This window comes from Botrimarina hoheduenensis, from assembly GCF_007859815.1.
GTDB lineage: Bacteria > Planctomycetota > Planctomycetia > Pirellulales > Lacipirellulaceae > Botrimarina > Botrimarina hoheduenensis.
On sequence record NZ_SJPH01000005.1, the window covers coordinates 41969 to 56199 of the forward strand.

Annotated in this window: 8 protein-coding genes; 5 read left to right on the plus strand and 3 right to left on the minus strand. The window is 64.5% G+C overall.

Features of this window, described 5'->3' with window-relative positions; translation table 11 throughout:
* Positions 1 to 108 precede the first annotated feature (108 nt).
* Positions 109 to 3435 carry an FtsX-like permease family protein gene (locus Pla111_RS12235; protein WP_146574735.1) on the minus strand — a complete coding sequence of 1109 codons (3327 nt, stop codon included), beginning with the start codon at positions 3433 to 3435 and terminating at the stop codon, positions 109 to 111.
* A 1255-nt stretch (positions 3436 to 4690) separates the two neighbouring features.
* Complete coding sequence (locus Pla111_RS12240; RefSeq protein ID WP_146574736.1) at positions 4691 to 6493, minus strand: ATP-binding cassette domain-containing protein; 1803 nt, start codon at positions 6491 to 6493, stop codon at positions 4691 to 4693.
* A gap of 334 nt (positions 6494 to 6827) precedes the next feature.
* On the opposite strand from Pla111_RS12240, the gene Pla111_RS12245 reads away from it, so the two are divergent.
* Complete coding sequence (locus Pla111_RS12245) at positions 6828 to 8342, plus strand: hypothetical protein (RefSeq protein ID WP_146574737.1); 1515 nt, start codon at positions 6828 to 6830, stop codon at positions 8340 to 8342.
* A 138-nt stretch (positions 8343 to 8480) separates the two neighbouring features.
* On the opposite strand, the gene purD is transcribed toward Pla111_RS12245, so the two are convergent.
* Positions 8481 to 9788: a phosphoribosylamine--glycine ligase gene (gene purD, locus Pla111_RS12250; RefSeq protein WP_146574738.1), complete on the minus strand. Its 1308-nt coding sequence runs from the start codon at positions 9786 to 9788 to the stop codon at positions 8481 to 8483.
* A gap of 148 nt (positions 9789 to 9936) precedes the next feature.
* Between purD and Pla111_RS12255 the strand changes: the two genes are divergently transcribed.
* The 4 genes from Pla111_RS12255 (at position 9937) to Pla111_RS12270 (ending at position 14208) form a co-directional block, all read left to right on the plus strand.
* Positions 9937 to 10746 (plus strand): hypothetical protein, encoded by an 810-nt coding sequence (locus tag Pla111_RS12255; protein WP_146574739.1) that lies wholly within the window; start codon positions 9937 to 9939, stop codon positions 10744 to 10746.
* A gap of 209 nt (positions 10747 to 10955) precedes the next feature.
* Positions 10956 to 12146, plus strand: coding sequence for a cytochrome c (locus Pla111_RS12260; RefSeq protein WP_146574740.1), 1191 nt, complete (start codon positions 10956 to 10958; stop codon positions 12144 to 12146).
* The gene (locus Pla111_RS12265; protein ID WP_146574741.1) at positions 12143 to 13282 is read left to right on the plus strand and encodes a COX15/CtaA family protein; all 1140 of its coding nucleotides are present in this window, start codon (positions 12143 to 12145) and stop codon (positions 13280 to 13282) included. The genes Pla111_RS12260 and Pla111_RS12265 overlap by 4 nt, the downstream gene beginning before the upstream one ends.
* Entirely contained in the window at positions 13279 to 14208 is a 930-nt protein-coding gene (locus tag Pla111_RS12270) for a protoheme IX farnesyltransferase (RefSeq protein ID WP_146574742.1), read from the plus strand. The genes Pla111_RS12265 and Pla111_RS12270 overlap by 4 nt, the downstream gene beginning before the upstream one ends.
* The last annotated feature ends 23 nt before the right edge of the window (positions 14209 to 14231 follow it).

The following is a 14231-nucleotide window of genomic DNA, read 5'->3' on the forward strand; positions in this document are numbered from 1 at the left end:
TCTGGCTACTGTAAGGAAGACGCCGGGCCGCAACCATGGCGCGACGCGGCAACGCTGCTCGCGAGCCGGTTCGCAGGGGAGGTTAGTGGCCCCCACTTACTTCGCCCTTTAGTCGCCCCTTAGGGCCGCTGCTGCGGGAGTGGTCAGAACGCCCTGCGCGGCGATCTGACCAGCCACCAGCGCGGCGACCAGCATGGCGGCGATCAGCCCGAGTGTGGCCCCCCAGGGGAGCTGGCCCGCAGTTTGGCTGGCAATCGGCCCCAACGCGATCACGGTCGCGAGGGCACCGGCCGCCAGCCCGCCGCCGACGAGCAGCAGCGTCTCGGCCAATATCAATCGGCGGAGCCGTCGCCGAGCAAAGCCGGCCGCTCTGAGCAGCGCAAGCTCGCCCCGGCGCTCGCTCAGGTTGCGATACTGGGCGATCGCCAGCCCGACGACTCCCAGCAGCAGCCCCAACGCCCCCAGCGTCTGGAAGGTGGCCAGGTAGGTGTTCTGCACCGCCAGGAAGCGTTCGAGCCGCAACGCGGTCGGCTCGGCGTCCAGCCCGTAATCGCTCAAGCGGTCCTCGAGCAACTCGATCACGGGCTCGGTGACTTGTTGCGAGACGAGTTCCGAACCAGGGCCGTCGGTCGGTGCCCGAAACAGAAAAAATCGCTGGCCGCTGGTGTTGGGGAACAACCGCAAGAAGTCGGCCTCGCCCATCAGCAAGTCGCCTTGGAGGACGCTGTTCTTGAGCAACCCGGCGATCCGTAGGGTTTGTGGCGCGCCGGCGGGGGTGGTGAACGTGAATGTCGAGCCGACCCCACCGTAAAGCTTCAGGCTGTAAACCGCGGTGTTGAAGTCCAGCACAACGGGCATCGGTTCCTCGACAGGCGTTGGCTGCGTGGGCAAGACCGACCAGGGACCGGTGCCCGAGTCGGCTCGGTTTTCTGCCCACGAGAAGCGCTCGGCGAGGGTCTTAAAGGCGTCGGTCACCCCGAGCACACGGGGCTGCGTGGACTGGTACAGATTCCGGCAACTTGCGTCTTCACCCGGTTGGACACGCAGTCCGGCACCGCTCCATCCGGCCAACGTTTGTTCATCGCGCTCCGAGAACCCCAGCTCGAATCGGCCCGCGGCTGTGTTCAGATCGAACAGCACGGGCTGATCGGTCTGGGCAACCACCGCGAAGCCGCCGGTGCCTGCTGAAGTTGGTCCTAAGCGGAACGCCGAAGTGGCCAGGATCAGGAACGAGGCCGCCGCGACCAACCCTACGATCAACAGCGAGCGACCTCGATTGCGGGCGATCGCGCTGCCGGCCATCCACCAGAACCCGAACGCTGATCGACCCGTCGTGCGGCGCGGCCGCAGCCCCCACCAACCGCCACACAGCAGAGCCGCAAGAGTAGAACCGCCCGCGGCAAAGAAGGCCCCGGCGGCGGCCTCGCCACGCAATCGGCCGCCGATGAACGCGGCGAAGACAGCAGCCAGCAACAACAGCACCGCGGCCAGCAGGGCCCGTCGGTCTTGGCTGCCGCTCGCAAACGATGCTGGTTCGGAACGTCCCAGCAACAGCGCGCGCGGCGGTTGCTTCAAGAACCCTCGAATCACGCGCCACGCGCTTAGGGCGGCGACCGCCGTACCGGCCAGTGCGCCACCGACGATTGCCACCGTACCCGTGTGGAGGTGAAGAAACGGGCTCGTAATGGCGCTCACCCACACGGTTCGGAGCAAGGCAAGCAGCCCGGCCGCGTACGCCACGCCACCCACTGCGCCCACCACAACGCCAACGGCAACGGCGACAAGGGTCTCGGCAAGCATCCAGCGGGTGGTCCACCGCTTCGAGAAGCCGATCGATCCAAGCAAGCCGATCTGGTTCGCACGGCCCTCGACCGCCAACCGCACAAGCAACACTATCAGCGCGAGCGCCGAGCCGATTAGGAACAGGCTAAAGAGCAGGAACAGCACATCGAACGGTGTGCTTCCGCTCGACGCGGCGATCGCCTGGGCACGCAGTGCGAGCGGTTCGAAACCAAAATCGGCCGGATCCAAGGTGGCCAAGAGTCGCTGCTCGACCTGGCGGGCATCTCCGTCGGCGGAAAAGCGGATCAAGCTAGTGCCCCCCCATCGCGTTGACCATAGCCGGCTGGCAAGCGGCTCGGCGAGGAACGCTTTGGGGGTGGTCGTGTGATTGTCCCAGTACGCCTCATCCTGCGGGCGAATCGTCTCGACCAACTCGAAGGGAAGATCCCAATCGTTGATCGAAGCGGCGTCGGTCACCCCTGCCAGTTCGGGAGTCCAGGCCGGGTCCGCCGCCGAGGTCGGCAGACCCTGTTGGTCCGCCAGCGGCACGATCGCCGCCAGTCGTAGCGACACCGGCGGTGCTTCCTTCAACACGCCATGCGTGCTCTCTGGTTCGTAGTACCGCAGCGTGATGCGCGCCCCCACTTCAACGCCCAGGTCGGCGGCGGCCCAATCGCTCAGGGCGATCTCTTCATCGGTCAGTGTCAGCGGAGCCTGTTGATCGTCGAGCAATCGCACGACGCCAGCGCTAGCACCTGCAACCGTCGAGTAGGGAATCGACGCGTCGCCCGCTTCGATGCGGTTGGCCAGATAGGTGGTGACGGTCTGGACCGCCTCGCTGCCCAGCGCCTTCTGTGCCGCTTTCACGGCCACCGGAGGGAGCACCAGATTGTCAGAATCAAGCTGCCACACGCCCGAGTCGATCCGGCTCAGCCGGAGGCCGTAGTCCGCAAGCCGCGGCGCAATCGGCGGAGCCGCCACCGCTGCTGTGCGGTCGGTGGTGGATTCGATTGTCATGGCTGTGCAAGTGTCGCCCAGCTCTAACAATTTTTGGGCCTCGGCGAGCGCCACAAACACGCTGCGCGGCGCGACCTGAGTCGGGGCAATCGAGAAGCGTGCTAGGCCCTCTGCCCGAACGATTGCCACCCGCGGCAATCGCAGCGAGCGGGTCGTATCGGCCCGCTCGCCCAGAGCGCTATCGCCGGGCAATGCCGTCGAGACCGAAACGCGGACCACGAGCGGGTCTCCCTCGCGCAACCCAAGCTCCGCTGCAAGCGGTGCCGTTATTGAGGCAACAGAATCACCGGGGGGTTCGATCAAGCCCCCGACGAGCGTAACTCCGCTTGCCCGACGATTCTTACCGTCGAGGCGGGTCGAAACGCTCGCGGCGGCAATCACCAGCGGCCGGCACCGCCGGTTGGATGTTTCCGATTCCGCAGCGAGCGCCGCCCGGAACGGACGCCCCGGCGCAACGAGCGCATCGATCGACCCCAATCGATCTAGCGCCAGCGTGCGTAAGCTGCCGCGAACCGAGTCGCCCACGACCAACGCTCCCACCAGCACGGCCGTCGCCACCGCGGCACCAGCCGCAACCGCCGCGTGCGAACGGCGATGGGTAACAAGGCTGCGGGAAAATAGACGCCAGAAGTTCATAGGTCGGGGGGCAATCAGCAGCGGGCGGGGGAAAGTGCGAGCCTCGGCGATCGCCTCATCTAAAACGAAAGCGGGCCGCGTCGCTAGCGACGCGGCCCGCCGTCAAGATCATGAACATCGCTCCGCACGGTGGCGGAGTCTTGCTACAGGGTTACCGAGGGCAGCTGCCACAGCAGTTCGGGGCAGACGCTTGGCAAGCCCCCGCCGCGCAGGCACCGTTGGCACAGTCGCAATCCTCGCACGTGCAGTCGCCACACGAGCAACCTTCTTCACCGCTGCAGCAGGTGCAGTTTTCGCACGCACACTCAACCCCGCAGCAGCAAGGGCCATCGGGTGTGCCAGCGCCAACGACCAGCGAGCTTCCACCAAAGGCGAGCGCTAAACCAAGCCCCGCCAGTCCAAGTAACTTAATCATGATTGGGTTTCCTTTTGTGATCAGCCCCTCGGGTTGGACACACGTCCGAACCAATACGAAGAGCTTTGAGGATCTTCAAAGCACAGCGGGGGCTTCGCAGTTGCTTTGCCGGCAGATGCCATGACGGCTCCGACAAAGACGAACGTGCGAGGCCGTGCTTCAAATGATCCACACGCACAACATGGCCCGTCTTTCGGGCGGAAGAAAAACCCACGGCAAGCCGCTGGGGGCTCGCACCCTTGGCAACTCGCCACCGTACAGGTCGAGCGAGCTGAGAGTAAAAGTAAACGCCGCCAAATCGATCGGCCGGGATTCGGGCTCAACCAACGGGGCGTAAGGCGCAGGTGTACTATCGCGACTCGGGCAATCGGCACAGCGGCAGTCCGTAGAACACGCCGAGTTATGGGTGTCGCTGCAAGATTTAGTGGCAAAGGGGTCCGCGATGCCGCAGCAAGGCGGTTTTTCGATCGCCACCTTGGCTGTGTCGCGGGCGCAACAGCAAGAAGTCCGGCAGCAGGCGGGCGATTCTAGGGCAGAGGCCGCAGGGGAACTCTTCTGCGCACAACAGCACTCAGCCCGCAGAGGCGGAGCAGCAAGCACCAGCGTCAGCACCGCCGCCAACAGCCGACCAGACGACCTAGAGGTCGGACTGAGGAGGGCGGCAAGCTGGCGAAGGTAGACCATAGTACCTGGATATTACGCGTCCGCCGGGAGATCGGTTCTCACGCTGTAAATTACCGTAGCGAATCAATGACACCAACAGCAAGCGCTTCTGACCCTTTTTGCCGCAATCAGGGTGCCGCACGGCGGAAGCTAGCAAGCGGGGCACGGCTGGCTGGCCTAGCCTTCGAGTTCCTCCCAGCGGGCGTAGCCGGTGTCGAGGCGTGCTTGCAGGTCGGCTGCTTCGGCGCTCGCCGTGGCAATCGCTGAGGGCGCTCCCTGATAGAACTCGGGGGCGGCCATCTTGGCGTGCAACGCGGCGATTTTCGCTTCGAGTTCCTCGATCTGCGCTGGCAGGGTCTCCAGCTCGCGCTTCTCTTTATAGGAAAGCTTACGAACCGGTTCCGCCGGGGCGGTCGCAGGGGTGGCCATTGTCGACCTGCTGGCTGGTTCTTGTTCCGGTGACGCGGGCGACAGATTTCGTTGTCGCACCCAGTCGTCATAACCGCCGAAGTATTCCCGGACGCCGCCCGGTTCAAAAACAAGCGTGCTGGTGACCACGTTGTTCAGGAAGGCCCGGTCGTGGCTCACAATGAGAAGCGTTCCCTGATAATCGATCAGCCGCTCTTCGAGCAGCTCGAGCGTCTCGGCGTCGAGGTCGTTGGTGGGTTCGTCGAGCACAATAATGTTGGCCGGCTTCGCGAAGAGCTTGGCCAACAGCAGCCGATTACGCTCCCCGCCCGAGAGCGATCCGATCGGGGTGCGTGAGCGGTCGGGCGTAAACAAGAAATCGCCCAGGTAGCCGATGATGTGTCGCGAGACGCCTCCGATCTTCACGGTGTCGTAACCGTCTGCCACTTCCTGCTCGGCCGTTAGCGAGTCGTCGAGCTGATCGCGGAGCTGGTCGAAATACGCCAGCTGCAGGTTCGTTCCCAGACGGATCGAGCCGGCGGTGGGGGGTAACTCTCCGAGCAGCACACGCAAAAGCGTGGTCTTACCGGCCCCGTTGGGGCCGATGACGCCCACTTTGTCGCCCCGCATGAGCGTCGTCGTTAGGCCCGTAAAAACCGGCTCGGTACCCGGATACGCAAACGACACGTCTTCAGCGCGAGCGACCAGCGCACCGCTGCGTTCGGCCTCTTGGATCGCCAGCTTTGCTTTGCCCTCACGTTCGCGTCGGCCGGAACGTTCGACCCGCAAGGCCTTGAGCGCCCGCACGCGCCCCTCGTTGCGGGTCCGGCGGGCTTTGATGCCCTGCCGAATCCACTTTTCTTCTTCGGCCAGTCTTTTATCGAACAGCGCGTTCTGTTTCTCTTCCGCGGCGAGCGCCTGCTCTTTGCGTTCCAGGAAAGCGTCGTAGTCGCACGACCAATCGAACAACCTGCCCCGATCGATCTCAAGGATGCGGGTCGCAACCCGCCGGAGAAACTCGCGGTCGTGGGTCACAAACAGCAGCGCGGCGGGCCACGCAACCAGGAACGATTCGAGCCACTCGATCGCGGCCAGGTCCAGGTGGTTCGTCGGCTCGTCGAGCAGCAACAGGTCGGGCGCGCCGATCACCGCCCGCGCCAGCAGGGTGCGACGTTTGAGCCCCGCCGAGAGCTCGCTGAACGCCGCGTGCGGGTCGAGCCGGGTTGCGGTCAGCAGCCGCTCCAGTTCGCGGTCCTGACGCCATTCGTCGTGCTCTTCGTTGCTGCGCCAACCCGAACGGATGACCGCCTCGACAGTCCCTGTGCCGGCATCCGACAGCGCAACGGGCACTTCTTGCTCCAGCCGCGTGACGTGAACACCGGGCGCAAGCGTACAGCGACCCGAGTCGGGCGTCTGCTCGCCGGCCAAGATCCGCATAAGCGTGCTCTTGCCGGCACCGTTACGGCCCAGCAAGCCGATCTTCTGACCGGGTTCGATGACGCAGTCGACTCCGTCTAGCAGCGGGGGGCCACGAAAGCCAATCGACAGGTCATCAAGCGTCACGAGAGCCATCACAGCCGAGGGGTATCAGGAAACAAACGGGGAACGACGGCAAAAAACGGCTAGCCCCGCAACCCGACGTGTCAAAGCGGCGGGGAAAGCCTGCGGGCCAACGGCTGCGGGCATCGGGGCCGGCGTAGCGATTGTGGACGCTGCCGGCTGGGGCGCCACCGGGGGGGGAGACGGGCAGACGAAAAAATCCGTTATGCCGTGTCGGGTTCAGGACGCAACCGTGGATTAACCCCACATGAGCCATTCGGCAGCCTGCCAATCCCCCTTTCGCGCCCTTCCGGGCAGGCGATGTCGCTTTCACACCCTGGGAGGGTGGATCACAAGGGTTCTTGTCATGCGATGCTCCTTGAAACAATACGCCCTACCGCTCTTTGCCGCCGCGGCGTTGCTGGCACCCCGCAGTGCCGAGGCATTTGTCCCCTACACGCCGGTGCCGGTTCCGGGGCCGCCGGTTGTTGGCGGGGGGATCCTGCTCCCCACCGAGGTCTATGGCAAAGAGTACTCTCACGACTTTGACTTCTCGGTTGTCGGTCCCAGCCCCGATCCTGAGCAGGTGATCGCGTGGGACGGCATGGGGGGCAGCGCCGATACGGTTGATTTCAGCTTTTCGCGTCCCAACTGGGAGCTCGATCAAGAGGTCGATGCGCTGGCTAACAGCCGCGACGCTCTCTATCGGGAGCTGCGTCGTGATCAGGCACACCTGATCTTCACGCACGACAACCTCGTGACGGGGTACGGCGGCCCGGGCGGCGGGTTTGCTCTGCAACCGATTCCTAGCGAGGGTCCGGTCGTGCTCTCGAATGGCAACAGCATCGGCGGAGCGGGTGAGGTCAGCCTTGAGTTGGCCGGTGCCTTTGGCCCCTCGTCTACGCAATTCATTTGGGCGAAGCGACCCGAAGTGAACGCGATGCCCCGGCCGATTGATGTGGATGGCCTTGAAGTCTGGGGCGTCGAGCCGCGCGAATTCGTTGATGTCGATGTTCCGGTCCGCGGAGATTCGGACAAGTACTCGCTCGATGTGGACTGGCTGAGTGGTACCTCGGTGTGGAACGCAGCCGGAACGCCCTATATGGGCTGGCCGACGATTGTCAGTGCCGTCGAATCGCTGCTGGGCCCGATTCCCCCCAGCGCTTTCTCGCCGCGTGACGAAACCCAAGGCCGGCAGTCGGTCAATCTCGACGCGCTGATGGTTCTTGACGTGATGGGCCGGCCCGACATCTTCGACTTCGATCCGATCGGCAACCCGAACGGCGAAGAAATAAAGGATCAGAACGGTCAGCTGATTGAAATGGGCGATGAGAATAAAGGGGACTCGCTCATCTTCAGCATTCGGCAGATTATCGACCCGGCCGACGCGGATGGCTACTACGCCACGGGCAGCGAGCTGTTCGTGCTCGACGCGCTCGGTGGGGTGAGCTTTCTCGATCACGGCGGGCACCTGTGGGATCACAGCTACGCCCTGTCCGAGTTGCGAGCGGTTTCCTACGAAGGCCAACAGACACAGTATGCGGTGATCGATATCAATGGCATCGAGGCGATCGGCGAGAAGGTCGAGGCCCCGCCGGTCTTCTGCCCGGGCGATTTCAATGGCGACGGGATGGTCGACAACGGCGACCTCAACCTCTTGCTGGGCAACTGGGGTGCCGCCGTGCCGCCGGCTCCGGCGGGCTGGGGTGGCTATCAGCCCACCGGGCCCACCGTCGACAACGACGAGCTGAACGTGTTGCTGGCGAATTGGGGCATGGTGTGCGGCCCCGCTCCGGGAATGACCGGTGCTGCGATCCCCGAGCCGGCAACGCTGGTCTTGGCCCTGCTGGCCGTTGGCCCGCTGGCTGCACGGCGTCGCTAAGCGTTAAACCGCGTGGTGGCTGCCAGTGGAATGCCCAGGGCGACCCCGAGAGGTCGCCCTGGGTTTTTTTAAGGCCAGAGCAGGGGCGGGGCAGGGTGGGGAAGTGGACCCCAAGTCGTCCTTCACCCAAGTCCTCCCTCAGCCCGAGACGATCGCACGATCGGCGATATCCTTCCGACACCAAGCACCTCGCCAGCGGATTGCCTTGATCGCCGTATAAGCCGCGAGTTTTGCCGTGGGAACCGTCTCACCCAGGGCCGTTACTCCCAGAACGCGACCCCCGCTGTTGATGACGATTCGGTCGCCGTCGCGCCCTGCGAGCGACGTTCCGGCGTGAAACACCTTGACGCCCGGAGCGACCGCCGCGGCTGCCTCGAGCCCGGTGATCGGAAAGCCGGTTTCATAAGCTCCCGGATAGCCTTCGCTCGCCATCACCACGCACACCGCGGGGCGCGGGTCCCACTCGGGCGTTGGTGCCTCGTCCAACCGCCCCTCGGCAGCGGGTTCGAGCAGATCCAGCAGATCGCTCTTTAGCCGCATCAGCACCGGTTGGCACTCGGGATCGCCGAAGCGGACGTTGTACTCGAGCACTTTGGGACCTTGCTTGGTCAGCATCAGCCCTGCGTACAACACGCCACGAAACGGACGTCGCTTGCGCTTCATGTGGTGCACCGTGGGCACGAGCACTTGCTCTTCGATGCGTGCGATCAGGGCTTCATCTACTAAAGGCGTCGGGCTATAGGCACCCATGCCGCCCGTGTTGGGGCCCCGATCGTCGTCGTAGGCGGGCTTGTGGTCTTGCGCCGGCGGAAGGGTCAGGATCGAGCGGCCATCGGTGATCGCCAGCACGCTGACTTCTTGACCGTGCAGCCGCTCTTCGATCAGCAGGCGGGCACCGGCGGCACCAAACTCACGCTGAGCGGCAATGCGATCGACCGCCTCGAGCGCTTCGTCGCGCGTATCGCAAACCACCACCCCTTTGCCGGCCGCAAGACCATCGGCTTTGACAACACAGGGGACATCTTCACGCTCGTTGAGGAACTCAAGCGCCTCGGCCGCGTCGCGGAACGTGTGGAACTCGCCCGAGGGAACGTCCGCGTGTCGGAGCAGCTCTTTGCAGAAAGCCTTGGAGCCTTCCAACTCAGCCGCGGCTTTGCTCGGACCGAAGGCCAGCAGCCCCGCGGATTCGAGCGCATCCACCAAGCCGGCCACCAGCGGGGCCTCGGGACCCACGACGGTCAACCCGATCGCATTCGCCTTGGCAAAGCTCACAATCCCGGCCGTGTCGTCGTCGCGGAGAGCAACGTTGACGATCGGCAAACCGGCTTCGAGGGCGGTTCCGGCATTGCCGGGAGCCACAAACACGGTATCGATACGCGGACTCTGCGCGAGCTTCCAGGCGAGCGCGTGCTCGCGGCCACCGCCGCCGACAACCAAAACTTTCATAAACGAACAAACGCAGAGGGAGAGAGCCGGGCACCAGCGATCGGCCGACTAGCGTCGGTTTTCAGAGCGGCACCGCTAGCGACGCCGCGTAAGCGAGCAGTCTAGTGTCCGCTCGTGCCAACCGGGAGCGTCCGGCTAGAATGCGGCAATGAGCGTTCTCAAGAAATCCCTCCTGATCATGGCAGGTTTAGGGATACCGGCGTTTTTTGCCGGACTGGCGACATTTGCAGAGGGGGCTCCGCCCCACGCCGGGCCGATTACCGGCCGGATCGTGCTGGCGGGTCCTCGGCCGGAGCCGCGCGAGTTGGATCCCGGCCGCGATCGCTGCTGCCAGGAAGCTTTACCCTCGGATGAGAGCCTCCTCGTGAGCGACGAGGGAGGCTTGGCGAACGTCGTGATCTGGGCAAGCGGCCCGCCGATCGCGACGGTCACCGGGCCCCCGAATCTCCTCGAGCCGTCTGTCCACGAGCTGACCAACAAAGGGTGCGCTTTCCAGCCGCGGGTGACGCTTTTGCGAGCAGGCGAGCGGCTTGTGCTGACCAACGCCGACCCGACGACGCACAATCTTAACGCCACGTTTCGCAAGAACCCCTCGTTCAACGTGGTGCTGGCTCCTCAAGCACGGCGAGAACTCTCGCTCGACGCGGCAGAGCCCAAACCCGCCCCCGTGGCGTGCAACATCCATCCGTTCATGCGTGCTTGGGTTTTGGTGCGCGATGATCCGTACGCGGCCGTGAGCGATGCCAGCGGCCACTTTGAGCTGCCAGCCGGTCTGCCCGCCGGGCAAATCCGGCTAACCTTTTGGCACGAGGGGCGATACCTGGCAGGGGTGCCCACCCCGGCGGGGGTGACGGATCGGCGTGGCCGGATTGGTCTAACGCTCCCCCTGGCGGAGGCTTCAACGCCTTACGAGCTCGGCGAGTTGAGGATCGACCCACGCTGGTTCGCTGCGCAATAGCACGCTGGCTTCGGTTGGAAATGCCGGCCGTGTTTTGATCGAGACGGCTCACGCTGGCTGCGACAAAACGCCACCCCCCAATCGCTCCTGGTGACCGGCGACGGCAACACGGCGGTTGAGGTAAAAAGGCCCCGGGGCAGCCTACGCCGGTTTTCGAATGCGGTTGTCTGCCATTTTTCACCTTTCCCTTCGTGCCCCTCAGCTGGTCGATGCTTGGCATAAGCCGCTCTGCTGCGGGGTCGATCGCCTGGGTGGCGGCTTGCCTCGTCGGCTGCGGTCCGGCGACGTTTCAACCGAATGAGTTGCTGCACAGCAGCCAAGGGCTAACCGCAGCGCAGTCGGAAGCAATCGAGACGGTCCTGCTGGAAATCTTTGGTACGCCCGCCGAGCCTCGGCTGCCCGAGTTGCTGCACGCCACGATCGATCACAACAACCTGATCCGGTGCGCCGGTGAAGTAATCAGTCACGAGCCGGGAGTCACCCAGGGTCTGTACGGACGTCACTGCGCCCGCTGCCACGGCGTGACAGGAGACGGCCAGGGTCCGACGGCCCTCTATCAGCACCCCTATCCGCGTGATTTCCGGCGGGGGGTGTTCAAATGGAAGAGCACCTACCGCGATGCCCTTCCCACGATTTCAGACCTGCACACCGTACTGGAACGGGGCGTCCCCGGCGCGGCGATGCCCTCGTTCCGCCTGCTGAGCACGGACGAACGCAACGCTTTGGTCGATTACGTCGTTTACCTAACGTTGCGGGGCCAGTTGGAACGCGAGCTTGTGCTGCTCAGTGTCGAAGAGCTTGCCGAAGAGGAGCTCGTGACGGTCGCAACGGCCGAGCCGCTGCTCGCTTCTCTCAGCACGGCTTGGACCGACACCGATCGCCTCGTGGTCAATTCGTCCCAACCGATTCAAAATCTTGTCGATGCCAATCTGATCGCCCAAGGCAAAGAGTTGTTCCACAGCGAGCTCACCGGTTGCGCAAAATGCCATGGCACAAACGGGGCCGGATTAACGCCCAACGTGACGGCGTCCGATCGCGACTACGACCTCTGGGATACCGAACGGCGTGAGATCCTTACGGCAAGCCAAACCACCGACAATCCGCGGCTGATTGCGGCGGCGAAGCGGGCTTTCCCGCCCCGTCCTTCATGGGGACGCGAGCTGACCACCGTGAAAAGGCGCGGCGGCGACGAGCCAGAGACGCTCTTTCGTCGTCTCCACCAGGGGATCGCCGGAACCACCATGCCCGCGCTGGGGCCGTTGCGTCCCGGCCAGCCCGCCGCTCTCAGCGATCCGCAGATTTGGGCGCTGGTCGCGTATGTTGAATCGCTGGGGATCTCTGACGAGCCGAGCGACGAAGGTTCGCCGCACTACGCAGCTTCGGCCCAGGAGGTGCCATGAAACAAGCCGCCGCTGAATCGCCTTGGCCGTATCGCGGGGCATGGTTGCTGTGTGGTCTGACTTTCCCGCTGATCTGGGTGGGGGGCCTGATCACAACGACCGACGCCGGGATGGCCGTTCCCGACTGGCCGGGAACCTACGGCTACAACTTATTGCTGTACCCCTGGCAAACCTGGTTCTTCGGGCCATGGGACTTGTTCATCGAGCACGGGCATCGGTTGCTTGCCTCGTTGGTTGGTCTGCTGACGATCGCGCTGCTGGTGATCGTGCGGCGCTCCGGCGAACCCCGACAAGTGGTGCGGCTCGCCTGGATCGCGCTCGGACTGGTTTGCCTCCAGGGCGCGCTCGGGGGGTTTCGTGTTTTGCTGAACGCCCGCTATTTGGCGCTGGTTCATGGGGCGACCGGGCCCCTCTTTTTCGCGGTGACCGTGCTGCTTGTGGCCGCAACCAGGCCTACTCCGGCTCGCCTCTTACCTGCTACTCGCTCACAACGGGCCCCAACTCTCTCACAAAGGGGCTGGTTGATCGCGATTTTGCCCGCACTGGTCTACACGCAACTGATTCTCGGAGCCACGCTCCGACACACTCCCGAGTCGAGCGGTGCCTGGGCGTTTGCGTTGCATGTTCAGGCGCATCTTGCCATGGCGGCGGTCGTCGCCGTCGTCGCGCTCGTGGTGGCGTTCTCCGAAGCCCGTGCGGGCCGGGGCCGCGTTGCGGCGCTGCTCGCCGCGGTGTTAGTGGGCCAGATCTCCTTGGGGCTAGCGACCTGGGTGGCCAAATACCGTTATCCGCACTGGGCCGATCCAACCACCACTCTGACAGCGGCAGCGGAAAATGCCCCGCTTGAGCTGCCCCGGCTTCGCGGCTGGGCGGAGCGGATGGCACCCGGTACGATACAGCCACCAACTGCCGGCGGATTTACAGAGACCACGATCGTTACCGCTCATAGCGCGATCGGCTCGCTACTGTTAGCCCTGGCGGTAGGGCGTGCCGCCGGACTGGGCGTCTCGACCGGTCGCGCTGGGAAGTCCCCACCGGACGGTCAAGATGCCCTGGCAGAGGCTGTCCGGGCGTCGGAGACCCAGGCCTCTGGTCCCCCCCAGCCCCCCCGACGCGAATCGAGCCTCCTCGCATGAGCACAGGCATCAGCACTTTGCCCGCCCCTACCGAGCGAACGAGCCTGCTGCCGCAGATCGCCGACTTTATCGCGCTCTCAAAGCCGAAGATCGTCATCCTCGAGCTGGTGGCGGTGCTCGCAACGCTTCACATCGCGACCCGCTACGGAGCCGCCGGCACACCGTGGACCGCGGCCCTCGTCGCCTCGGTTATGTTTGGCACAGCGCTCGTGGCAGCGAGCGCCAACACGATGAACATGTGGCTCGAACGCGAACTCGACGCCCAGATGCCACGCACCGCAGAACGCCCCCTACCGGCGGGACGGATCACGCCGGCCGAAGCGCTCGCGTTTGGTCTGCTGACGCTCACTGCGGGCGTGACGATGCTCGCAATGCACGCCGGATTGCTCCCCTCGCTCATCGCGTTGGGGACCTGGGGGATCTATGTCGGCTGCTACACGCCGCTCAAACCTCGCTCGTGGATCAATACGGCGGTGGGGGCCGTCAGCGGGGCGACTCCCCTCTGGATCGGTTGGACAGCCGGCGGCGGGTCGCTGCTGGACCCGCTCGGGATCGCTATCGTAGCGGTGATGTACGTCTGGCAGTTTCCCCACTTCATGGCGATCGCTTGGCTCAGCCGGGCTGGATACGCTGCGGCGGGGCACCAGATGTCGACCGTGCTCGATCCCTCCGGTCGCTGGGCCGGCTTTCAAGCGGTCGTGTGGTCGGCCGTTCTGTTGCCGATGAGTCTCGCGCCGATCGTGCTGTCAACAACGATCGCCCCGCTCTGGTACGGCATTCCGGTAACCCTGGCGGGCTTAGTGATGTTTGCTAGTTCGCAACGTTTTTTGACGGACTGTTCCGACATCACGGCGCGTCGCTTGCTGAGAGTGACGCTGCTCTATGTGCCGGTGTGGTTGCTTGCCCTGTGGGTGGCAGGCGCTTAACCACCTCGCTTGCTGAAGGGCTG

What these genes read in the sequence shown, in the direction of transcription:
- Pla111_RS12235 (WP_146574735.1), bottom strand. Translation starts at nt 3,435, where the DNA reads ATGAACTTCTGGCGTCTATTTTCCCGCAGCCTTGTTACCCATCGCCGT.
- Pla111_RS12240 (WP_146574736.1), bottom strand. Translation starts at nt 6,493, where the DNA reads ATGGCTCTCGTGACGCTTGATGACCTGTCGATTGGCTTTCGTGGCCCC.
- Pla111_RS12245 (WP_146574737.1), top strand. Translation starts at nt 6,828, where the DNA reads ATGCGATGCTCCTTGAAACAATACGCCCTACCGCTCTTTGCCGCCGCG.
- purD (WP_146574738.1), bottom strand. Translation starts at nt 9,788, where the DNA reads ATGAAAGTTTTGGTTGTCGGCGGCGGTGGCCGCGAGCACGCGCTCGCC.
- Pla111_RS12255 (WP_146574739.1), top strand. Translation starts at nt 9,937, where the DNA reads ATGAGCGTTCTCAAGAAATCCCTCCTGATCATGGCAGGTTTAGGGATA.
- Pla111_RS12260 (WP_146574740.1), top strand. Translation starts at nt 10,956, where the DNA reads ATGCTTGGCATAAGCCGCTCTGCTGCGGGGTCGATCGCCTGGGTGGCG.
- Pla111_RS12265 (WP_146574741.1), top strand. Translation starts at nt 12,143, where the DNA reads ATGAAACAAGCCGCCGCTGAATCGCCTTGGCCGTATCGCGGGGCATGG.
- Pla111_RS12270 (WP_146574742.1), top strand. Translation starts at nt 13,279, where the DNA reads ATGAGCACAGGCATCAGCACTTTGCCCGCCCCTACCGAGCGAACGAGC.